Annotated in this window: 19 protein-coding genes; 13 read left to right on the forward strand and 6 right to left on the reverse strand. The window is 65.4% G+C overall.

From position 1 onward, the window contains the following. Positions 1-8: 8 nt before the first annotated feature. The 5 genes from FHW81_RS08485 to FHW81_RS08505 all read right to left on the reverse strand — a co-directional run bounded on the left by FHW81_RS08485 (position 9) and on the right by FHW81_RS08505 (position 5215). Positions 9-722 carry a glycine-rich domain-containing protein gene (locus FHW81_RS08485; RefSeq protein ID WP_003118053.1) on the reverse strand — a complete coding sequence of 238 codons (714 nt, stop codon included), beginning with the start codon at positions 720-722 and terminating at the stop codon, positions 9-11. A gap of 40 nt (positions 723-762) precedes the next feature. Beyond that, a complete protein-coding gene (locus tag FHW81_RS08490; RefSeq protein ID WP_003146599.1) occupies positions 763-3615 on the reverse strand; it encodes a class I adenylate cyclase in 2853 nt (950 codons plus the stop codon). A gap of 148 nt (positions 3616-3763) precedes the next feature. Continuing rightward, the gene (locus tag FHW81_RS08495) at positions 3764-3997 is read right to left on the reverse strand and encodes a TIGR02647 family protein (RefSeq protein ID WP_003096418.1); all 234 of its coding nucleotides are present in this window, start codon (positions 3995-3997) and stop codon (positions 3764-3766) included. Positions 3998-4039: 42 nt separating this feature from the next. Further along, on the reverse strand, positions 4040-4807 hold the full coding sequence (locus FHW81_RS08500) for a substrate-binding periplasmic protein (protein ID WP_003096415.1): 768 nt from the start codon (positions 4805-4807) through the stop codon (positions 4040-4042). Between the two features lie 132 nt (positions 4808-4939). Then, the gene (locus FHW81_RS08505; protein WP_003114340.1) at positions 4940-5215 is read right to left on the reverse strand and encodes a hypothetical protein; all 276 of its coding nucleotides are present in this window, start codon (positions 5213-5215) and stop codon (positions 4940-4942) included. A gap of 101 nt (positions 5216-5316) precedes the next feature. On the opposite strand from FHW81_RS08505, the gene FHW81_RS08510 reads away from it, so the two are divergent. The 6 genes from FHW81_RS08510 (at position 5317) to FHW81_RS08535 (ending at position 13851) form a co-directional block, all read left to right on the forward strand. Further along, positions 5317-6297 (forward strand): magnesium transporter CorA family protein, encoded by a 981-nt coding sequence (locus FHW81_RS08510; protein WP_003096411.1) that lies wholly within the window; start codon positions 5317-5319, stop codon positions 6295-6297. Positions 6298-6346: 49 nt separating this feature from the next. Further along, positions 6347-6538, forward strand: a complete 192-nt coding sequence (locus tag FHW81_RS08515; protein WP_123788632.1) for a hypothetical protein — start codon at positions 6347-6349, stop codon at positions 6536-6538. Between the two features lie 51 nt (positions 6539-6589). Continuing rightward, complete coding sequence (locus FHW81_RS08520; RefSeq protein WP_003083317.1) at positions 6590-7108, forward strand: Hcp family type VI secretion system effector; 519 nt, start codon at positions 6590-6592, stop codon at positions 7106-7108. A gap of 199 nt (positions 7109-7307) precedes the next feature. Beyond that, on the forward strand, positions 7308-9383 hold the full coding sequence (locus FHW81_RS08525) for a type VI secretion system tip protein VgrG (RefSeq protein WP_070698195.1): 2076 nt from the start codon (positions 7308-7310) through the stop codon (positions 9381-9383). Further along, positions 9380-12649, forward strand: coding sequence for a hypothetical protein (locus tag FHW81_RS08530; protein WP_070698194.1), 3270 nt, complete (start codon positions 9380-9382; stop codon positions 12647-12649). Before FHW81_RS08525 ends, FHW81_RS08530 begins: the two co-directional genes overlap by 4 nt. A 578-nt stretch (positions 12650-13227) precedes the next feature. After that, positions 13228-13851, forward strand: a complete 624-nt coding sequence (locus FHW81_RS08535) for a hypothetical protein (protein ID WP_070698193.1) — start codon at positions 13228-13230, stop codon at positions 13849-13851. A gap of 143 nt (positions 13852-13994) precedes the next feature. Here FHW81_RS08535 and argH read toward each other — a convergent pair whose 3' ends face one another. Continuing rightward, complete coding sequence (argH, locus tag FHW81_RS08540; protein WP_003161177.1) at positions 13995-15389, reverse strand: argininosuccinate lyase; 1395 nt, start codon at positions 15387-15389, stop codon at positions 13995-13997. 224 nt (positions 15390-15613) lie between these two features. Here argH and algZ point away from each other — a divergent pair, with 224 nt between their 5' ends. The 7 genes from algZ (at position 15614) to FHW81_RS08575 (ending at position 22306) form a co-directional block, all read left to right on the forward strand. Then, positions 15614-16690, forward strand: a complete 1077-nt coding sequence (gene algZ, locus FHW81_RS08545) for an alginate biosynthesis two-component system sensor histidine kinase AlgZ (protein WP_003096404.1) — start codon at positions 15614-15616, stop codon at positions 16688-16690. Between the two features lie 4 nt (positions 16691-16694). Then, complete coding sequence (algR, locus tag FHW81_RS08550; protein ID WP_003096397.1) at positions 16695-17441, forward strand: alginate biosynthesis regulator AlgR; 747 nt, start codon at positions 16695-16697, stop codon at positions 17439-17441. 108 nt (positions 17442-17549) lie between these two features. Continuing rightward, positions 17550-18491, forward strand: coding sequence for a hydroxymethylbilane synthase (gene hemC / locus FHW81_RS08555; RefSeq protein ID WP_003114031.1), 942 nt, complete (start codon positions 17550-17552; stop codon positions 18489-18491). Next, positions 18488-19243, forward strand: a complete 756-nt coding sequence (locus tag FHW81_RS08560; protein WP_003114032.1) for a uroporphyrinogen-III synthase — start codon at positions 18488-18490, stop codon at positions 19241-19243. The genes hemC and FHW81_RS08560 overlap by 4 nt, the downstream gene beginning before the upstream one ends. 26 nt (positions 19244-19269) lie before the next feature. Next, positions 19270-20400 (forward strand): uroporphyrinogen-III C-methyltransferase, encoded by a 1131-nt coding sequence (locus FHW81_RS08565; RefSeq protein WP_003123705.1) that lies wholly within the window; start codon positions 19270-19272, stop codon positions 20398-20400. Continuing rightward, a complete protein-coding gene (locus FHW81_RS08570) occupies positions 20397-21635 on the forward strand; it encodes a heme biosynthesis protein HemY (protein ID WP_003096390.1) in 1239 nt (412 codons plus the stop codon). The genes FHW81_RS08565 and FHW81_RS08570 overlap by 4 nt, the downstream gene beginning before the upstream one ends. A 179-nt stretch (positions 21636-21814) precedes the next feature. Next, a complete protein-coding gene (locus FHW81_RS08575) occupies positions 21815-22306 on the forward strand; it encodes a disulfide bond formation protein B (RefSeq protein WP_003099230.1) in 492 nt (163 codons plus the stop codon). Positions 22307-22569 lie beyond the last annotated feature (263 nt).

Consider the following 22569-nt stretch of genomic DNA (forward strand, 5'->3'; position numbering starts at 1 on the left):
CGCGACCCTCAGTCGCCCCCACCGCCCCCGCATCCTCCACCCCCGCAACCGCTGCCGCCGTCTCCGCCGCTATCGCCGCCGCAGCCGTGGCGCGAATCCTGTCCGTCCGAACCGAAGGTACTGCCGCTATCGCTGGCGCAGCCGCTGCTGCAACCGATATGGCTGGCGCAATACACCGCTGCGCCGCCGTCTTGCCGCTGCGCGCAGTTCAGGGCGTAGCGGAAGCCGTCGGCGATCGCCAGTTCCGTGTCGAGGGCGAACAGCAGCGGTAGGCGCGTGGGATTCAGTGGGTCGATGCCCTCGCGGCGGCAGGCCAGCTTCCAGGCGCGCTGGATGCCCTCCTGGGCCTGTCGGGGGCTGCGCATCGCCTGGGCCGGCGTATGGTGGAGGAAGCGCCCGAGTCCCTTGCGGCAGACGTGCTGGTAGAGCCGGGTATGCAGGATCAGTTCGTGCCAGGCGACATCCACCACCTGGGACGGCATCGCGACCATCCGCTTGCCGGCGGCGCGGCATAGCAGCAGGTATTCGCGTAGGCCGCCGAGCACCCGTTGGACCTGTTCCTCGCTGAGCTGCGGATAGCGCTCGCGGACCGCCTGGGCGACCCGCGGCGGCAGGCGGAATTGCTGGATGAAGCGGTAGCGCCGGCGATCCAGGCCGCGGCGGTAGAGATAGCCGCCCACGAATGCGGCGCCAGCGAGCAGGGTAATACCGAGGAGTGCCATCCGTACGTCCTTGTCGAGCCCCGCGCGGTGCGGCGCTGGGTCATTGTTCCAGCAGCGCCTGGTTCAGCGCCGTTTCCAGGACGCTTTTATAACGCAGATAGTGCAGCGTTTGCGGCTGTTCGTCGGCGAACAGCCGCGACAGGTCGAGGTCGGTCAGGTAGCAGGGGTAGGGTTCGCTTTCCGCGCGATGCGCCAGGATATGCCGGGCGACCGCCTTGAACAGGCCGGCGCCGTACTCCAGTTCGGAAAACTCCTGGTGGTCGCAGTACAGGGTGACCTGCACGCGCTTGCGTTCGCCGCGCTCGAGTAGCGCCTGTAGCTCGTACAGCGCGGGCCCGGCCAGGGCCTCCGGCGCCTCGCGAGGCTCGACATGCACTCTGCCGTCGTTGGAGAGCAACTCGTAGTAGCGGATATCCAGCGCGGCCGGCACCTGTTCCGCCAGCGACAGGGCGTTGCGCCGGTACAGCAGCGATTGCAGGAAGCGCTGCAGCGGTGCGAGCAGGCTGCGTTCGTCACGCAATGCCTGGCGCTGGCGCCAGAGGGCGTTGCGTTCGTCGAGCAGGCTGATCTCGGCGCTGTCGAAGTCGCGCCGGTAGAACACCTGGATGCAGTCCGGCCGCCCCATGGACAGGATCAGCCCGAGGTCCTCGCCCTCCAGGGCGTGACGATCCAGCTTCAGGGCGCTGTAGCCATCTCGCTCGCGGCCCAGGTGCTGGAGCAGGCTCGGCAGGTCGGGCAGGCTCTCGTGGCTGACCGCTTCCGGCGACATTTCCAGCAGGTGGTACTGCTGGCGGATCTGCAGCAGGTAGCGGCTTGGCTGGCCGCCAAGCAGTTGCCCGTAGGTCTCGCGGAACAGCTCTTCGACCCGCACGGCGATGGCGGCGGCCCGGTTGCGACAGAAGCAGCGCACCATCAGTTCAGGCGGCTGCGGCGGGCTTCCGGGCTTTTCGCGGACGGCGTCGAGGAACTCGGCAAGGCACTCGGGCAGCGCCTGGGGGCCTGCGTAATGGCGCACCGTCAGTTCGTTCCAGCTGTTGAGGCTGAGCTGGTCGAGGGTCAGCACCAGGTTGTCGCGCACCCCGGCATAACCAAGCACGTCGGTACGCCCGGTAGCCATGTGCAGGTTCATCTGGCTGTGGTGGCGCAGCGGGTCGACACCGACGTTGACCAGCAGCAGGACGCTCTTGAGCCGACGCGGTTGCAGCAGGTCGGCGTCGTCCACGGTCGCCAGGGGGACCGGCAGGAACTGCCGCAGGCTGCCCAGGAGATTGTCCAGTTCGGCATCGCCGAGGTCGCTCTGGCCGGGATGCAGGGACAGCCGGGTGGCGCTGTCGATGACGCCGTTGCGATGGCACCAGGCGAGCAGCTCGACCAGCCTGAGGCTGCGTTTCAGCGGCGCGTAGTCAGGCCACTGGTGAGCGCCCAGGGCACCGGGGAAGATCGCCCACTGCGCCTGCTCGCGGTCGTCGTCGGCGGGCAGCTGGACCAGGGTCAGGACGTCTTCGCCGAGATCCGGGGCGATCCCTGGGTTGATGTTCTCCACCTTGCCTGCCTTGCGCTCGAAGGCGGCATACAGGCGGCGGCCGAGCAGGCCCAGGTCGCGGCTGTCGATGCCGCTGTCAGCGCCTTGCTGGCGGGCGATCTGGAACAGCAGGCGGTAGCTGTAGGTCAGTTCGTTGACCACCGTGCGACGCTCTTCCATCACCTGGCGCATCTTCCACTGGCTGCGGCTGTCGAGCAGGGCCAAGCGGCGAGGCTCCCATTGCCATTCCGCGACGAGCCGCTCCATCGACAGGTGCTGCCAGCCCTTCTGCGCCTGGCGCTGGCGACCGCCGAGCTTGCGCCCGACCTTGAGGTACAGGCAGCGCCGCACGAGTTCCAGGCGTTCCGGCGCCTGCTGTTCCCGCAGGTAGCGTTCGAGATGGCGATAGACCAGGACGTAGGGGTCCAGTTCGTCGAGATCGAGCTGGCCGGCGAATACCTGCTCCTTGAAGCGCAGGGCGACGCAGCGGACCCGCGGGTGCTCGCTGGCGTAGGCTTCGGTGAGCAGCAGCTTGAGCAGCGACTTGTAGGGCGAATCGATGGCCTTGGACAACTGCCAGAGGCCGGCGCCGATGAACTCCCGGGCGGGGATGTGCGCCAGGTGGCCGAGGTCGAGCACCTCTTCGGCGCGGATGAAGCGTTTGCCGAGCAGGGTCCGGCAGTATTCGTCGTAGCGCCGTTCATGGGCCGGCGGCACCAGCCACCATAGAGGGGTGCGTCCGCCGAGCCAGATCGCGCTACGGTAGAACTCGTCGAGCAGCAGGAAGTGCTGGGTATTGCCGTCGCCGCCGGACTCTTTCCAGTCTTTGCGTTCGTCCTGGCCGAAACGGGCGACGTCGATCAGGAAACAGTGCACCTCGCTGCCCTGGCTGCGCGCCCAGTCCTCGATCAACGCGCACTTGCGGCGCAGCTCCTGGCGCGCGCCGGGCTCCAGTTCTGGGGCATGGCAGACCCAGAGGTCGAGATCGCTCTGTTCCTCCTGGGCCAGGCTCCCCAGGCTGCCCATCAGGAACAGGCCGTGGATTGGCTGCTGTGCGGGTTCTTGCCTGCGTGGCTTGTAGACAAACGAGCGGGCCAGGCGCTGGGCTTCGGCGAGTACTTCGTCGTCCGCCTCGAAACCGCTCAGGCCCGCTGGCGTGCTGGCCGACAGGTAGCCCGGCAGCAGCGGATGGTTGATGTGGAACAGCAGCGGTAGCAGGCGCAGGACCCGCTCCTGGCGGCTGGACAACGCCTGCCGGGCGCGTTGCAGGCGACCGGCATTGACCGCCAGGAAGCGTTGGCGCAACTGGCCGAGGACCTTGCGGTCGATGCCATCGTCGAGATCGAGGCTGAGTGCGGGGTGTCGGTTCATGGGCGTCCGGGCACAGGCAAGGCCAGGCGCCGTGCCTGGCTCCGGTCATGCCATTGTATCGCCCGGAAGCGCGGCGGCTTGAGCGCCGCACCGCGAACCGGGGCAACCGTCGCGGCCTGTCGGGAGCAGGTCGCGATGGCCGCTTCCGTCAACCCTTGAGGATGGTCAGCAGGCCCTGTGCCTGCTCCGCGGCGTCCAGCCCCAGACTGGTCAGGTAGCCGCCGTCGGGCTGGTCGATCAGCCCCTTGTCGTGCAGGCGTCGGGCGGCGGCGACGGCCTTGCCGTCGGCGGTGTGATGGACCTTAAGTCCTTCCTGGGTGTTGTTCAGGTTGAAGAGCGCCAGCAGTTCCAGTTCGTCGATCAGCTCGGGAGTGAAGGCCATGTCGGCTCCTTGCGGTGTTGAGCACCGGTGAGTGTAGTTGGACTAGGGCGTAGCGTCGGCGGCCTGGCTCCAGCCGTCGAGGATCTTCTGGTACTCGCCGCTGGCGAGGATGCGCTGCATGCCGAGGTCGAAGCGTTCGAGCAGATGCTCGGCCTGCGGGTGGCGGCGCGAGAACGACAGGTACAGCTCCGGGCGGTGGACCGTGGCCACCGGCTGGAACTGGCCTTCCAGTTCGGGATGTTCGCTGAACAACTGGCGAGCCGTATTGCGGTAGGCCAGGGCGTAGTCGACGCGGCCGCGCTGGAGCATGAGGAAACCGTAGTAGTCCTTGCGCACCGGGATGCGCACCAGGTCGTGGCGGCGATCGAAGCCGTCGCCGTATTCATAACCGAGGGTCACCGCGACTTTCCGTCCGCTCAGCGCCTGCTCCGCATTCACCGGCCGCGCTTCGTCGCGTCGCGCCCAGAGCTGGATCTCCGCGCGGAACAACGGATGCCGGGGCAGACGGTAGTCGGCGAGGATGTGCGGGTTCGGCGAGGTGTTGAAGCAGCCGGCGATCAAGCCTTTCAGGGCCAGCTTCATGCAGCGGGAGTAGGGGTAGGGATTGAGCTGGACCGGCGTGTCCGCAGCCCTGAAGGCGGCCCGCACGATGTCCGCGCTCATGCCCTGGATGCGGCCGTCCTTGTAGGCGGTATAGGGATACCAGTCGTCTTCGGCGCCGAGCACCAGGGGTTCTGTCGGGACGGCCGCTGCCGGGCCGGAAAGGGCCAGCAGCAGGCAGATGGGCAGGAAGTGGAACCAGGATCGCATCCGGTATCGCTCCGCGAAAGCAGGTGGCACGGAGAGTGGGCGCCACCTTTCTACCAGAGCGGCAGGCGTTTGGCGAAACAAAACCGCATGGATACGAGGGGCATTCGCCGGCACCAGTCGGCCCGGCTCCGCTCATTCGTCGTCCGGCAACGTCGGCAGGGCACGCAGCGCATGCTCGTAGCCGGCGCTGTCGAAAGCGCGGTCGGCGGCGAGCATGGCGTTGATCTCGTGGGCCAGCACGTAGGCCATCATGCCCAGCGCCTCGTCGCGCTCGTAGCCGACCAGGGTCAGCTTGTTGAACACGGCGCGCGCCGCCGGCGGATTCTCGCTTTCGATCTGGTTCTCGATGGCCTGGATCAGTTTTTCCTCGGCGAAGCCGTCTTCCTGGTTGTCGTCCTGTTCGCTCATCGGGCGTTCCTCGTTCTGGCGCAAAGTACCGCTTGTGCGGCGGCGGGAAGTTGTCCACCCTGCTTGGCCAACGGATGGCCGCGAAGGTAGCGATACCCGACATGATCACCTATTACATCCTTTCCGGCGACCGCCTGGAGCGACGCCAGCACGACGATGCCCAGCGGGGGTTGCCGCCGGGCACCCTGTGGATCGACCTGCATCACCCGACCCCCGAAGAGGAGCGCCTGCTCGAATCCCACCTGCAGGTGAACATCCCGACCCGCGAGGAGATGGCCGAGATCGAGGATTCGTCGCGCTTCTACGAGGACGGCAACGTCCTCTACATGACCACTTCGGTGGTCGGCGGGATCACCGAGCACCGGCCGAGCACAGAGGAAGTGACCTTCGTCCTCAGCGAGAAATGGCTGATTACCGTGCGCTACGCCGACCTGCGTTCGTTCCGCGAGTTCGAGAACCGCTGCATCCGCCAGCTCGACGCCAACCGCAGCAGCACCCAGTTGTTCGCCCTGATGATGGACAGCCTGGTGGACCGCATCGCCGACGTGTTGGAGGCCGTACAGGGGCAACTGAGCAGCATGTCGCGGGAGATCTTCGCCGAGTCCACCGCCCAGACCCGCAAGCCGAAGACCGACCTGCAGCAGATCATCAAGCACCTCGGGCGCAGCAGCTCGCTGCTGTCCAAGCTCAACGACAGCCTGCTCAGCATCAATCGGATGAACAGCTATTTCCGCCAGGGTTGCAACGGCTGGCTTTCCGAGCCGGCCAAGGTGCTGGCGAAGACCGTGGAGCGCGATGTGCGCTCGCTGGACGAGTACCTGGCGAAGATGTCCACCGAGATCAACTTCCTCCTCGACGCGACCCTTGGCCTGATCAACATCGAGCAGAACAGCATCATCAAGGTGTTCTCCATCGCCGCCGTACTGTTCCTGCCGCCGACCCTGGTGGGCACCGTCTACGGCATGAACTTCAAGGACATGCCCGAGTTGGACTGGTCCATCGGCTATCCGATGGCGCTGGGGATGATGGTGGTATCGGCGATCCTTCCGTACCTCTGGTTCAAGTTCAAGAACTGGCTCTGAGGCACTCGGCAGGTGTGCAACTTTTTGCTGGATAACTTCGGGAAAAGCTGTGGATACCACGCTGGGGCCAAGGCCTGACGGGGTCTTCGATGAAGTGAGCAAGTTCTTGCATAGCACTGTGCAACAACTTGCTCACTTTTTCGGGGTAAACCCAGGGGAAAGTGTTCGTGCGGGCCGGGAGATTCTTCAAGAATTTGATTTAAAAGGTAAATATTTTATTGGCACGAAGCTTGTTGGGTAGCTGCCGCACCAGGACATGTCGTCCCGGCTACCACTGACAAGGAATGCATCCATGGCAACCCCCGCCTATATGTCCATCACCGGCACCAAGCAGGGCCTGATCACCGCCGGCGCCTTCACCGAGGATTCGGTCGGCAACACCTACCAGGAAGGCCACGAGGACCAGGTGATGGTCCAGGGCTTCAACCACGAAGTGATCATCCCGCGCGACCCGCAGTCCGGCCAGCCGACCGGCCAGCGCGTGCACAAGCCGGTGGTCATCACCAAGGTCTTCGACAAGGCCTCGCCCCTGCTGCTGGCCGCCCTGACCTCCGGCGAGCGCCTGACCAAGGTCGAGATCCAGTGGTACCGCACCTCCGCCGCCGGCACCCAGGAGCACTACTACACCACCGTCCTGGAAGACGCGATCATCGTCGACATCAAGGACTACATGCACAACTGCCAGGACCCGGGCAACGCCCACTTCACCCACCTGGAAGACGTGCACTTCACCTACCGCAAGATCACCTGGACCCACGAAGTCTCCGGCACCTCCGGCTCCGACGACTGGCGCTCCCCGGTCGCCGGCTGAGCCGCGACCGCCGCACGCGGCCAGCCTCGCTGGCCGTCGTGCCCTCGATGACCCATAGCGCCGTGGCCAGGAAAGCCCGCGCCGGGTCGATGCCGCTTTGTTTGTTGTAGGCAGCTTCCGATCGAGCCTGCGCGCCCTTGTCTCGCCCGCGCCAGGCAGGACAATCGAATCGGTCGCCTGCGCCAGTGAGGGACAACGGATGTTCGCAGCAGCCAACCAGACCCATTTCAGCCTCGCCATCGACGGCCTCGCCCTCGACCTGCAGGTGCTCTCCTTCAGCGGCCGCGAAGCCATCAGCCAGCCGTTCGCCTTCGACCTGGAGCTGGTCGGCGAACGCCCCGTGCCGGACCTCGAAAGCCTGCTGCACAAACCCGCCTTCCTTACCCTCGGGCCCGCCGGCAACGGTATCCACGGCCTGGTGCGCAGCGCCGGACAGGGCGACTCGGGCAAGCGCCTGACCCGCTACCGCATCACCCTCGTCCCGCAACTGGCCTACCTCGCCCAGCGCACCAACCAGCGCATCTTCCAGCACCTCACGGTGCCGCAGATCGTCGGCCGGGTGCTGGAGGAACACGGCATCCTCGCCGACGCCTACCGCTTCCAGCTCGGCACCCGCTACCCCGAGCGCGAATACTGCGTGCAGTACGACGAGAGCGACCTGCAGTTCGTCCAGCGCCTGTGCTGCGAGGAGGGCATCCACTTTCATTTCCAGCACAGCGCCACGGCGCACCTGCTGGTGTTCGGCGACGACCAGACGGTGTTCCCGCGGCTCGCGCCGGTGGCCTACCAGCAGGACTCCGGCCTGGTCGCCGACCGGCCGGCGGTCAAGCGCTTCGGCGTACGCCTGGAAACCCGCACCAGCCACGTCACCCGCCGCGACTACGACTTCGAGAAACCGCGCCTGACGCTGGAAAGCGCCGCCCGCGGCGAAGCCCGGCCGGACCTCGAGGACTACGACTATCCCGGTCGCTTCGTCGACCGCGAGCGCGGCAAGCACCTGGCCAGGCGCGCCCTCGAACGGCAGCGCAGCGACTACCACCTGGCCGAGGGCCGCAGCGACCAACCGTTGCTGCTCAGCGGCCACTTCCTGCCGCTGGCCGCCCATCCCCAGGCGGGCTGGAACGACCTCTGGCTGCTCACCGAGGTGATTCACGAGGGGCGGCAGCCGCAGGTGCTGGAGGAAAGCATCGTCTCCGACGCCTCGGCGAGCCCGGACGACTTCCGGCAGGGTTACCGCAACCGCTTCCAGGCCACGCCCTGGGAGGCGTTCTTCCGTCCCCCATCGACGCCGCCGAAGCCGCGCATCCTCGGCACGCAGAGCGCGGTGGTGACCGGCCCGAAGGGTGAGGAAATCCACTGCGACCGCTACGGTCGGGTGAAGGTGCAATTCCACTGGGATCGCGAGGGCCAGGCCGACGACAGCAGCAGTTGCTGGTTACGCGTTGCCTCCGGCTGGGCGGGAAGGAACTACGGCGCCATCGCCATCCCGCGGGTCGGCATGGAGGTGCTGGTGACCTTCCTCGAAGGCGATCCCGACCAGCCGCTGGTCACCGGCTGCCTGTTTCACAGGGAACATCCGGTGCCCTACGAACTGCCGGGGCACAAGACCCGCAGCGTCTTCAAGAGCCTCAGCAGCCCTGGCGGCGGTGGCTACAACGAGCTGCGCATCGAGGACCGCAAGGGCCAGGAGCAGATCTTCGTCCATGCCCAGCGCGACTGGGACGAAAACATCGAGCACGACCAGAAGATCCGCGTCGGTCACCAACGCCACGACACCGTGCAGGCGAACAGCTACAGCGAGTTCAAGGCCGAGGAACACCGCACCACCCACGCCGAGCGCAAGGTGGAGGTCCGAGCCAGCGACCACCTCACCGTAGCCAACGACCAGCACCTGAAGATCGCCAGCGGCCAGTTCGTCGAGGCCGGCCAGGAGATCCACCTGAGCAGCGGTCTGAAGGTGGTGCTGGAGGCCGGCGCCGAACTGACCCTCAAGGGCGGCGGCAGCTTCCTCAAGCTCGACGCCAGCGGCGTGACCCTCTCCGGGGCCAACGTCCGGATCAACTCCGGCGGCAGCCCGGGCAACGGCAGCGGCGCGGCGCCGCTGTTGCCGGGGCCGCCGCTCGACGCGGATGCGGCGACAGCGGGCCAGGTACTGGACAACCCGGCGCGTAGCCGTCCCGAGCGGAAGGGGCCGGAACAATTGATCGTCGATGTCTGGGGAGACCCGGCGCAAGGAAGCCAGGTCGTACTGTTGCCACCGGAGCGCGAGGCATGAGCGGATTCCAGGACCAGAGTATCGACGAAGGCGTGCGCAAGCGCACCGCCTACCAGAACGATCGGCGTGCACGACTGGCATTGAACGTCGAGCGACAGGACGGCGGTATCCTGCAGATTCCGGTGGCCAGCGATATGCTCGGCCATGAGGAGCACGAGCGTATCCAGCAGAACACCTTCCTGGCTGTGATGCCGCTGGTCCGCCTGCCAACGCTGGGCAAGGCCGGTTATGGCGACCAGCTGCCCGCCGGCGCGCTACCGCGGGCGGGACGGATCTACCTGTTCCAGGACGGCAAGTTGTGGCGCGAACTGGAATGTGATGGCAAGGGCAACCTGTTCGAAGTCGATCTCCTGCAGGGGCGCAGCCAGCGTGCGGACAAGCGTCCGGCCGTAGGCAAGACACAAGCGCTGATCCTGGTGCCGGTGCTGGTCAAGGGGCAGTTCGTGATCCCACGCTACACCATGGCCTATAGCGAAACTCCCTGGCCTTGGTCGTACATCGACTGGCTGGAGGAGGACCCGCAGCGGGTCAACCGGCGCTGCCAGCAGATGGCGTCCGCTTGGAACGCCTCGGTGGCCAACCAGCACTGGAAAGCCTCCATCCATCAACCCGCGCTGGTCATTGATCATCACGCCCAGGGTTTGCGACCTCGCGACTTCAACGTCGAGAGCGCGCTGGAAGACCCGGCGGAATTCACACCTGCGTTCGCCGCCTTTCGCGAAGAGTCGCTGGTGTGCCAGTTGCAGCGACGCCAGCAGGAATTGGCGCCCCTGCTGAAGCAGGCTCCGCCCTCTGCGCTACCTACTCTGGAAGCCGGAGAGGACGTACTGGAAACCCTCAAGCTGCGTGGCCATCCCAACCTCATCGGGCTGATGCTCGACGACTCGCTGTTCGCCTTGCGCCACGCTGCGGCGCAGGCGCGCCACTGCGCCGCCTACTTGCGCAGCCTCAATGCACTGCTGCCGCACCGTCCCAACGGACGCTATGCACAGGTGCTGAGCAACATGCTCGACGGCCCGCTCGCCAAGCTCAGGGGCGAGGTCGATCAGGCCGAACTGGACGAGGCGATCTTCGCCGAGGAGCGACAGTCTTGCCGAATCCACCTGACGCAGCAGGTCGAGCATCTGGTTGCCCTGCTGGAAGGCCCCTTGCACCCGGTGTTGCAGGACTGGACCCACCAGTGCGACGAAGCCCTGCTGGAGCCCTACAGCCTGATGAGCGAGGCACTGGCTGCGCTGAACCAGCTTCCCGACCGCTGCGACGCACTGTACAGCGGTACCGCCTACCGGGCGCTGGCGGCACATGTCGAGCGGGTGGTCAGCACGGTTCTGCAGGCAAGCCACCCGCTTGGCGCCATGCTCCTGGCCAAGGACGAAGGACAACTTCCCGAGCCGGTTCGGCGCCTGCAGGCGCTGCGCGATAGCCCGCGGACGCCGGACCCCGATGCAATGGGCCTCAGCACGCTGATGCTGGGAGCCAGTCTGCTGGGCGAGGTCGACCAGCCCAGCGCCGGCAAGAGCCTCGCCTACTTCCTCGGCGACCTGCTGGACGTGTTCGGCGCCAGCGTAGTCGAGCAACTCGGCCGGCTGTCCCAGGGCGCCACCCAGATCCAGCTCGACCGCTTGTTCGCACCGACCTTCAATACTCTGAGCGCCCTCTCGGTGAAGATGAAAGGTATCCGCCTGCTGCCCGACAGTCAGGTGCCGCTCGACATGGTTGTCGTCGGCGTGCGCGGAGCCGGCCTGCGCAACGGTCTGACCGAGGTCGAGCGCCAGGAGCTGAGGCGCAAGAGCTATCGGCGCGCCATCGTTCAGGACGGTGCCGGCAATCCCCTGGCCGGCACCAGTCCCCGCGACACCGGCATGAGTCGCGCCAACCTGCGCAACGTCATGGTGGTGGCGGTACCCAAGGATCACCCGGACCTGCTTGCCTACACGAAATTCCGTACGCAGTTAGGCACGTTGACCCAGGTGATGGAGAACACTCGCATCGTGCCGACGATGATGCTGGGGTTTGCGATTTATAACTTGAATGTGCAGGTGCAGGCATACAGTGGCTTTGTAGACAGTGGAGAAAAGCACAGAGGGACGATCGGGGCTGTCGGTGCAGTAATCGATTTAACAGCCGCTGGAGGAAGCCATGCAAAGCTGCTTTTCGGACCATCTATTGCAAAGTATCTAGAAACCCCACGTATATCGGTAGCCCAAATATCCCCTCGATGGGCCAGGAATCTAGAAGTTCAAACAGGCAGCCCTAAGTTAGGGTTGCTACGTGGGCTTGGTGGCGCAGCCACACTATTCGGTGCAGGCATCAGTGTATGGGATGGCTACCGAGCTTTGAGGCAGGGAGATAGCGATGCGGCTGCGGCCTACGGTGTGGCCGCAGTGGGTGGGGGCCTTTGGGGTGCCTACGTCCTAGGATGGATAGTAAACCCTTATGCTTTGCTGGCTGGTGCGGTTTTGGCGATCGGAGGCACTGTGGTCGCTAATCTACTGACTGACAGCGATGCGGAAACCATCGTCAAGAAAGGCCCCTTCGGCCGGCAATTCGCCGAGGCTGGCCTGCTCGATTCGCTGATGGGCCAGGACCAGCGCTTCGCCCATCTGAAAGACCCGCAAACGGCCTATCGCCAATTGCTGGGAGTCCTCGGCCATCCGCGGGTCTTTGTCCATCGCCTGGAAGACTGGCGCAAATTGGCGCCGGCGGCGCATCGATCTGTCTTGCAGGAAGCGGAACGGGGTCGCCAAGCGGTCAGCCGCACTGCGCTATCCTGCATCGACCCCAAGTTGCAGGCGCTGGAGGCAAACGATTGGGCCGTGGTGCTGAGTTCCCCGCTCCTGGCCATGTTCGAGAATGGCCAGAAGGCGTTCCGCCTGGTGGCCCAGGAGTTTCTCAGCAGCTTGCCGATCGATCCGGGCACCCTGTTCGGCGTCAAGCGCTACCATCGGGTCCCCGCGGGCCCCGCCAAGCTCGAAGCCTTGCCGTTGGATGCTGCCAGCGTGCTCTATGTGCTGCCGGCCAGCCTGCCGATTCCGCAGTTGTCTCCTCGGGCCCGCTATAGCATGCGCATGACCCAGGGTTTGAAGATCAGCGCACAGTTCGAACTCAATGCCGACCAGCCTGAGCAGCGGCTTGTCCTGCCTCAACCCAGCCCGAAGAGTTGGAGTGCATTCACATCCGCTAATCGGTACCTTCCCCCGGACGACTTGGGCCCCCATGCTGCGCCACCTTATTGGTTGATAGAGAACAGTGAGTTCAACGTATGACTGTACACATGGATGCCACGTACTCAGCCAGTGCTTATCGCAGTGAAGTCAACGACTCTTTACCGCCGCCAAGGTGGAAGGAGGAGTCTAACCGTAATGGTATTTTTGACACCCATCTTGCCTTTGGGAACTATGCCAATCTAGATCCTGAAATGGAGATTGTAGGGCAGCTTTCGATCGGGGCTGAGGATAAGTCAGAGGTTGGAGGTGCTGAGGCATATTGCAACTCTATGCGTTGGCAGTTCCAGAACTCTAGCAGAATTCCTTATATAATATTCACGCTTAGGATGCTGTGCTATTTTTTTGTATGGATTGCTTTGGGAATTGGCATAATGGGAGAAGCCACCGGAGAGTGGAGGAGGGACATGCAGCAACTCTACACCTTGGTTTGCTCATTCTTTGTGGTGGCTGTTTCAGTAATATCCATGGTGGCCTTTCTTTCGAATAAAAAATATCTTCACGTTATTCAGATGTCGGGTTTTTTATTTTCAATCCCATTGGCTTTGTACCAGTATGGAACAATATTTGGAACCAATGGTTTGCAAATAGCAATTTGGATAGGCGTAGCTACTTATTTTATGGGTGCAGTCGGCTTCAGCGCCATCCTTTGGCTCTACAGCAAAGTCTTCAAGCAAGATGGCAGTGAATTCAATCGCCTGGACGGCATGCTCCGCTTCAAGCGTCGCTTCCGCCGCCTGTTCGTCGCTCCCTTCGACGAGTTCGATCCGGTGCTGCAATTGCTGCCCAGTGGCTACGGCAGCCACGACTATGCGCTCTGGTTGCATCACCGCTATACCGACAACAAGGTCTGTCTGGCCACCCGCGTCCACTCCCTCGGTCTCGACAAGGTCAATGCCCTGGCCTTCTGGGACTGCCTGCAACGCTACATGGACGTGACCCAGCCGTTGCCCGACCTGCCGGTCCTGGAGCCGAGCCGCCCCTTGGATCCGGTCACCGCCGAGCATGATCGGCATACCGGACGCGATCCCCATTACTGGCGCAAGCGCACCTACCAGGGCTGGCCAGCCAAGGAGCGCAAGGAGCTGGACCGACGCCTGCAAGGGTATCCCTGGCAACAGCAGCCCTGCATCGTCAGGGCGCGCATCGATCCCGGGCTAAGCATCGAAGCCTATTACCGGCGCCAGGAAGCCAAGGGCATTTTTGCCACGCCCAGGGCCGATGATTTCAATGATGAGCACTGATGCTGAGTTATTCCGCCATTGCGACCGGTTAGCGAAGAAGGACTTTCACTAGAGTGGCTGTCGACCTCCAAGGGCGTTCCTGTCCCGCCGTGCGATCAAGTCTCGGGTAGGACAGGGAGGTCTGCCGGGCACTGGGCGCGACTTCAGCGCTGTGCCAGCAGTTTTCTGCCGCGGGCGACGGCGGCACGGACCTGGTTCGGCGCGGTGCCGCCGATATGGTCGCGGGCGTTGACCGAGCCTTCCAGGGTCAGCACGTCGAAGACGTCGGCGTCGATCTGCTCGCTGAAGCGGCGCAGTTCGTCGAGGCTCATCTCGGCGAGGTCCTTGCCGCTGTCTACGCCGTACTTCACTGCGTGGCCGACGATCTCGTGGCAGTCGCGGAACGGCAGGCCCTTGCGCACCAGGTAGTCGGCCAGGTCGGTGGCGGTGGAGAAACCGCGGCGTGCCGCCTCGCGCATGATCTCGCGCCGGGGCCGGATCGCCGGGACCATGTCGGCGAAGGCGCGCAGGCTGTCGCGCAGGGTGTCGGCGGCGTCGAACAGCGGTTCCTTGTCTTCCTGGTTGTCCTTGTTGTAGGCCAGCGGTTGGCCCTTCATCAGGGTCAGCAAGCCGGTGAGGGCGCCGAACACCCGGCCGGACTTGCCGCGTACCAGCTCCGGCACGTCGGGGTTCTTCTTCTGCGGCATGATCGAGGAGCCGGTGCAGAAGCGGTCGGGCAGGTCGATGAACTGGAACTGCGCGCTGGTCCACAGCACCAGCTCTTCCGAGAAGCGCGACAGGTGCATCATCGCCAGGCTGGCGGTGGCGCAGAATTCGATGGCGAAGTCGCGGTCGGAGACGCCGTCCAGGGAGTTGCCGCCAACCGCGTCGAAGCCCAGCAACTGGCAGGTGATCTCGCGCTGGATCGGGTAGGTGGTGCCGGCCAGGGCCGCCGAGCCGAGCGGCATGCGGTTGACCCGCTTGCGGCAGTCGACCAGGCGCTCGTAGTCGCGGCTGAGCATCTCGAACCAGGCCAGCAGGTGGTGGCCGAAGGTCACCGGCTGGGCGGTCTGCAGGTGGGTGAAACCGGGCATGATGGTGTCGGCTTCCGCTTCGGCCAGGCCCAGCAGGCCCTCCTGCAGGCGGGTGATCTCGGCGAGGATGGTGTCGATCTCGTCGCGTAGCCAGAGGCGGATGTCGGTGGCCACCTGGTCGTTGCGCGAGCGGCCGGTGTGGAGCTTCTTGCCGGTGACGCCGATGCGGTCGGTCAGGCGCGCCTCGATGTTCATGTGCACGTCTTCCAGGTCGACGCGCCAGTCGAAGCTGCCGGCTTCGATTTCCGCCTGGATCTGTTGCAGGCCGTCGATGATCGCATCGCGCTCGGCGTCGCTCAGCACGCCGACCTTGGCCAGCATCGTGGCGTGGGCGATGGAACCCATGATGTCGTGGCGGTAGAGACGCTTGTCGAAGTCGACGGAGGCGGTGAAACGGGCGACGAAGGCGTCGACGGGCTCGCTGAAGCGGCCGCCCCAGGACTGGTTGGTCTTCTCTACGCTCATGGTATCTCTCGCTGCAACAAGAAACGGACAGGCCGCGCGGCCTGCGTGACGGGCAAAGTGCGACGATGATAGCAGGCCGGGAGGAAAAACCGGCGGCTCGTCGACGAAGCCGGAACGAGCGCTGTTTCGCGGTTTTTTGCGGCAGATGGCATTTCGGTGCTTTATTTCGCCCGTACGCCCGCGGCTGTCTTGCGGGCGCCACGGGCCTTGCGGAAACTCTGTCGATGCCTATCCGATTCAAGCCCGGCCGCTCGACCCGGCCGGCCGTCCAAGACGACTTCTTCATTCCCGAGCTCTGCGAAGCCGAAGCCCTGTTCACCCTGGTGCTGCTGGCGGAGCTGCTGGTGCTCGTGCTGGTGCTGGCGGAGCCGATGACGCCGAGCTTCAACTGGGTGCGCCTGGCCCTGGCGTCGCTGTTCGTGCAGTGGATCGTACTGCTCTCGGCGGCGCTGTTCTGCCGCCTGCGGCCATTGCTCGCACGCCTGCCGGTGGCGCTGGCGGGGAGTGCCTGCTGCCTGTTGGTGGTGGCCCTCACCCTGGGCTGCACGGCGGTCGCCGAGCACTATCAGCTGGGCGGAGAACTGACGCGTGCCGGCGAGGTCAATCTGTATCTGCGGCACGCGCTGATCGCGCTGATCATGTCCGCCCTGGTGCTGCGCTACTTTTACCTGCAGAGCCAGTGGCGCCGGCAGCAGCAGGCCGAGTTGCAGGCGCGCCTGGAATCGCTGCAGGCGCGGATTCGCCCGCACTTCCTGTTCAACAGCCTGAACAGCATCGCCAGCCTGATCGAGCTGGACCCGCTGAAGGCCGAGCATGCGGTGCTGGACCTGTCCGACCTGTTCCGGGCCAGCCTGGCGAAGCCCGGCACTTTAGTTTCCTGGGAGGAGGAACTGGCGCTGGCAAGGCGCTATCTTTCCATTGAGCAGTATCGTCTTGGCGATCGCCTGCAACTGGACTGGCAGGTGCACGGGGTGCCGGCCAACCTGCCGATCCCCCAACTGACCTTGCAGCCGCTGCTGGAAAATGCGCTTATCTATGGCATCCAGCCGCGGGTCGAAGGTGGCCTGGTGCAGGTCGAGGCGGTTTATCGTGAAGGAGTGTTCCAGCTATGTGTGAGCAACCCCTACGACGAGGCGCTCGAGTCGCCCCCGTCGAAAGGCACGCGACAGGCGTTACACAATATCGATGCACGACTTGGGGCACTTTTCGGGCCTAAAGCGAGTCTCAGCGTCGAGCGCCGTGACGGACGGCACTACACCTGTCTACGCTATCCATGTGCGCGACTCATGCAGGAAGCCTGAGCTTATGAATGTCCTGATTGTCGATGACGAACCTCTGGCGCGAGAGCGCCTGGCCCGATTGGTAGGGCAGCTGGACGGCTATCGCGTCCTCGAGCCCTCGGCCAGCAATGGCGAAGAAGCGCTGACGCTGATCGACAGCCTCAAGCCCGATATCGTCCTGCTGGATATCCGCATGCCCGGTCTGGACGGCCTCCAGGTCGCGGCCAGACTCTGCGAGCGGGAAGCGCCGCCGGCTGTGATCTTCTGCACGGCCCATGACGAATTCGCCCTGGAAGCCTTCCAGGTCAGCGCCGTGGGCTACCTGGTCAAGCCGGTGCGCAGCGAAGACCTGGCCGAGGCGTTGAAGAAAGCCTCGCGACCGAACCGCGTGCAACTGGCCGCGCTGACCAAGCCCCCGGCCTCCGGCGGCAGCGGTCCGCGCAGCCACATCAGTGCACGGACCCGCAAGGGGATCGAGCTGATCCCGCTGGAAGAGGTGATCTTCTTCATTGCCGACCACAAGTACGTGACCTTGCGCCATGCGCAGGGCGAGGTGCTGCTGGACGAGCCGTTGAAGGCGCTGGAAGACGAGTTCGGCGAGCGCTTCGTGCGCATCCACCGCAACGCGCTGGTCGCCCGCGAACGGATCGAACGCCTGCAGCGTACGCCGCTGGGGCATTTCCAGCTCTACCTGAAAGGCCTCGACGGCGATGCGCTGACCGTCAGCCGGCGGCACGTGGCCGGGGTCAGGCGTCTGATGCATCAGCTCTGACGGCGGTCGGCGGTTCGCCAGCGACCCGGGTGCGGCTATCGGGCCCAGCGTCCGCGCACTCGGGTTCGAACTGTTATCATGGGCGCATCCCTGTGCACGGAATATCCCATGTCGTCCCGCGAAATCCGCATCGCCACTCGCCAGAGCGCCCTCGCCTTGTGGCAGGCCGAATACGTCAAGGCGCGCCTGGAACAGGCGCATCCCGGCTTGACCGTCACCCTGCTGCCGATGACCAGTCGCGGCGACAAGCTGCTCGACGCACCGCTGGCGAAGATCGGCGGCAAGGGCCTGTTCGTCAAGGAACTGGAAACCGCCCTGCTCGAAGGCGCCGCCGACATCGCGGTGCATTCGATGAAGGACGTGCCGATGGACTTTCCCGAGGGGCTCGGCCTCTACACCATCTGCGAGCGCGAAGACCCGCGTGACGCTTTCGTCTCGAACACCTACGCCAGCCTCGAGCAACTGCCAGCCGGGAGCGTGGTCGGCACCTCCAGCCTGCGCCGCCAGGCGCAGCTGCTGGCGCGCCGGCCGGACCTGCAGATCCGTTTCCTGCGAGGCAACGTCAATACCCGCCTGGCCAAGCTGGATGCCGGCGAATACGACGCGATCATCCTCGCCGCCGCCGGCCTGATCCGCCTCGGCTTCGAGTCGCGCATCCGCTCCTCGATCAGTGTCGACGACAGCCTGCCCGCCGGCGGACAAGGCGCCGTCGGCATCGAATGCCGTACGGCCGACAGCGACCTGCATGCCTTGCTGGAACCCTTGCACCATACCGACACGGCTCTGCGGGTCACTGCCGAGCGCGCGCTGAACAAGCGGCTCAACGGCGGTTGCCAGGTGCCGATCGCCTGCTACGCCATCCGCGAGGGCGACCAGCTGTGGCTGCGCGGCCTGGTCGGCCAGCCTGATGGCACCCAGTTGCTGCGCGCCGAGGGGCGGGCGCCACTGGCGGAAGCCGAGGCGCTGGGCGTGCGGGTGGCCGAGGACCTGCTGGAGCAGGGCGCCGAAGCGATTCTCGAAGCCGTCTACGGCGAGGCCGGACATCCGTGAGCGGCTGGCGGCTCCTGCTGACGCGCCCCGACGAGGAGTGCGCGGCCCTGGCCGCCAGCCTCGGCGAGGCGGGCGTCCATAGCAGCAGCCTGCCGCTGTTGGCGATCGATCCGCTGGAAGAAACCCCGGAGCAGCGTACGCTGATGCTCGACCTGGACCGCTACTGCGCGGTGGTGGTGGTCAGCAAGCCGGCGGCGCGCCTGGGGCTGGAGCGGCTCGACCGCTACTGGCCGCAGCCGCCGCAGCAGACCTGGTGCAGCGTCGGCGCGGCGACCGCGGCGATCCTCGAGGCCTACGGCCTCGACGTAACCTACCCTGAACAGGGCGACGACAGCGAAGCGTTGCTGGCGCTGCCGGCGTTCCAGGATTCCCTGCGCGTGCACGATCCGAAAGTGCTGATCATGCGCGGCGAAGGTGGCCGAGAATTCCTCGCCGAGCGCCTGCGCGGCCAAGGCGTGCAGGTGGACTACCTGCCACTCTACCGGCGCCGGGCTCCGGACTATCCGGCCGGAGAGCTGCTGGCAAGGGTGCGGGCGGAACGCCTGAACGGCCTGGTGGTCAGCAGTGGACAGGGTTTGCAAAATCTGTATCAGTTGGCGGCAGCCGATTGGCCCGAGATAGGCCGGTTGCCGCTGTTCGTACCCAGCCCGCGGGTCGCCGAGATGGCGCGCGAACTGGGTGCGCAACGGGTGATTGATTGCCGGGGCGCGAGCGCGCCGGCCTTGCTGGCGGCCCTGACGAGCGCCGCCTAGAACTTTCTTGACCAAAGGATGGACCTGTGAGCGAAGCAGTCACTCCCCAAGACGACGCAAGAACTTCCACTTCCACCCCTTCTCCCGTTGCACCCGATGCATCCAGGCGTTCCGGTACCGCCACCGGCCTGGCGTTGCTCGCCCTGCTGGTTGGCGTGGCGGGACTCGGCGCGGGTGGCTGGAGCTTCTGGCAGGTCCAGCAGTTGCAGGGCACCGAGCGCGACCAGCTGGCGCAGCTGGAAGATGCCCGTGGCAAGACCGAATCCCTGGCCCAGCGTAACCAGCAACTGGCTGCCCGCCTGGACGCTTTGCCTACCGCGGACGAACTGGAGGCCCGGCGACGCCTTGTGGTGGAGCTGCAGGGCGACCAGCAGCATCTCAGCGAGCAACTGAAGAAGGTCCTCGGCCAGAGCCGCCAGCAATGGCGACTGGCCGAGGCCGAACACCTGCTGCGCCTGGCCAGCCTGCGCCTGTCCGCCTTGCAGGACGTGGGTAGCGCCACCGAGCTGGTGCAGGGCGCCGATGACATCCTGCGCGCGCAGAACGATCCCGGCGCCTATGCCGCCCGCGCCAAGCTGGCGGCCAGCCTCGAGGCCCTGCGTGCGTTGCCGGAGCCGGACCGTACCGGGCTTTTCGTGCAACTGGCGGCGTTGCGCGAGCAGGTCAACCAGTTACAACCGCTCACGCCGACCTTCAAGGAAGGCGAAAGCGGTGCCAGCAATGTCGCCTGGGGCGACGGCAACAGCACCTGGGAGCTGTGGTGGGAGAAGATCTCGCGCTACATCCGCATCGACTTCAATGCCGGCCAGGACATTCGTCCGCTGCTGGCCGGCGAGCAATTGGCGCAGGTGCGCCTGACCATCGGCCTGGCCCTGGAGCAAGCCCAGTGGGCGGCGCTGAATGGCAAGCAGGAAGTCTACGAGCAGGCGCTGAAGCAGGCCCAGGACGTGCTGGACGGCTATTTCAACGTAGAGCTGGCCGACAGCCGCGCGTTGAAGTTGCGTATCGATGAGTTGGCGAAGCAGCCGGTCACCGTGCAGGTCCCTGACCTCGCACCGGCCCTGAGCGCCTTGCAGTCCTACGTGTCGCGCCGCGAGGCCGCCGGCAACCTGGTGCCCGAGGCGCAGGCGGCTCCGGCCACGGAGGGCCGTCCATGAGACGCATCTACCTCCTGGTTCTGGCGGTGGTGCTGGTCGCCACGCTGGTTGGGCTGGCGATCTCCGAGCAGGCCGGCTATGTGCTGATCGCCTACAAGAGCTTCCGTTACGAATCCAGCCTGTGGTCGTTCCTCGCCCTGCTGGCGGTGGTCTGGCTGCTGGTGGTGCTGGTGCGCCTGGTCCTGCGCCTGCTCGGCAGCTCGGGGCGGGTGGTCAACCCCTGGTCGCGCTACAACCGCCGGCGTCGCGTGCAGATGGCCGAGCACAGCGGCCTGCGCGATCTCGGCGAAGGCAACTGGCCGCAGGCGCTGCGTCATTTGCGGCGGGCTGCGGAGATGGGCGAGCGGCCGCTGATGCATTACCTCGGAGCGGCGCGGGCCGCCAACGAACTCGAGCGCTACGACGAGGCCGACGACCTGCTGAACCGGGCTCGCGAGCGCGAGCCGGATGCCCAATTGCTGGTCGGCCTGACCCGTGCGCAACTGCTGATCAATCGCGGCGACTACCCGCAGGCACGCAATACCCTCGAAGAGCTGCACGGGCTCCAGCCGCAGCACCGCACGGTATTGCGGCTGATGCAGCAGCTGTACGTCACCCAGCACGACTGGCAGGCCCTTTGCGTCCTGCTGCCGGAGCTGCGCAAGGAGCGTGTGCTGAAGGATTCCGAACTGCGCGACCTCGAACGCCGTGCCTGGGTGGCTTCCTTGCAGGAAGCCGGCGAGCGTGGACTGAACGAGGGCGAGACGGCGTTGCAGCCGCTGACCCAGCGCTGGCAGAACGTGCCTTCGGCGCTGCGTGCAGACCCGGCGATCGTCGCGGGCTATGCCGCCCAACTGCTTCGCCTGGGCGCCGAGGAAGAGGCTGAAGAAGTCCTCCGCCATGCGCTCAAGCAAGGCTTCGACGCGACCCTGGTGCAACTCTACGGGCAGGTGCGCGGGCGCGATCCGGGCAAGCAATTGCAGGCCGCGGAAGGTTGGCTCAAGGAACATCCGAACGATCCCGGCCTGCTGCTGACCCTGGGGCGCCTGTGCCTGATCAACAAGCTCTGGGGCAAGGCCCGGGAATACCTGGAGGCCAGCCTGAGCTTCCAGCGCAGTGCCGAGACCTGCGCCGAGCTGGGACGCCTGCTGGCGCAGCTCGGCGAGGTCGAGCGCAGCAACCAGTTGTTCCAGGAGGGCCTGGTCCTGCTCGATCGGCGTACTCCGGGGCTGCCCGTGGTGGTGGCGGGGATTTGAGCATGGGGAACGCCACCCGGCGTTCCCCGTTCGGCTCCATCGGCAGGACTGTGGCGGCTTGTCGCGGGCGCCCGGCATGATTCGGGATGCCTTGCCGCAGAGCTGCCTTGCGGCTTGAAACGGCCGGAGGCTTTCCACTACCGTAGGCGGCCTTTCCCCTGTGTACCTGTGGATCCGCCATGCCCCTGGCCAGCCCCCGTCAGCTTTTCCTTCTCGCGTTCCTGGCCTGCGTCGCCATCATGGGCGGGGCGCTGTACCTGGAACATGTGGTTGGCCTGGAGGCCTGCCCGCTGTGCGTCGTGCAGCGGATCTTCTTCATCCTGATCGGCCTGACCTGCCTTGCTGGCGCGATCCAGGGGCCCGGCCTGCGTGGGCGGCGTATCTACTCCGTGCTGGTGTTCCTGCTCGCTCTCGGCGGCGGGGCCACGGCCGCCCGCCAGGTATGGTTGCAGACCGTTCCGCTGGACCAACTGCCGGCCTGCCTGCCCAGCCTCGACTACATGATGCAGGCGCTTCCCTTCCAGGAAGTGATCCGCCTGGTCCTGCATGGCACCGCGGATTGTGCCCAGGTGAGCTGGACGTTATTCACCCTGAGCATTCCGGAATGGAGCCTGCTGGCGTTCGTTGCCTATCTCGGCTTCTCCATCGTGCAGTTCCTCCGACGTGCCTGATGCGGGCTGTCGCGTGGTCTTTCGTCAGCTCTCGAGCGTCGGCCGTATCGATTTGGCGAAAACCAGAGCGGATGCGGGATACCGATCAAACATCCGTATGAATTTTTCTGTACGGGCGTCTTGATGGGGTCATCCCGGGGGCATAATCTGGCTTTCCATAGCGCCGGAGTCCGCCCCTTGCACAGGCGTTCTCCCACAGAGCGCAGAGAGTGCGTCAGCAATGCGTCTCGGAGCGGACGATGATTCTCCGGGACGTCCGAAGA

The sequence above is a fragment of the Pseudomonas sp. RC10-4-2 genome, assembly GCF_050433085.1.
GTDB classification, from domain to species: Bacteria; Pseudomonadota; Gammaproteobacteria; order Pseudomonadales; family Pseudomonadaceae; genus Pseudomonas; species Pseudomonas aeruginosa.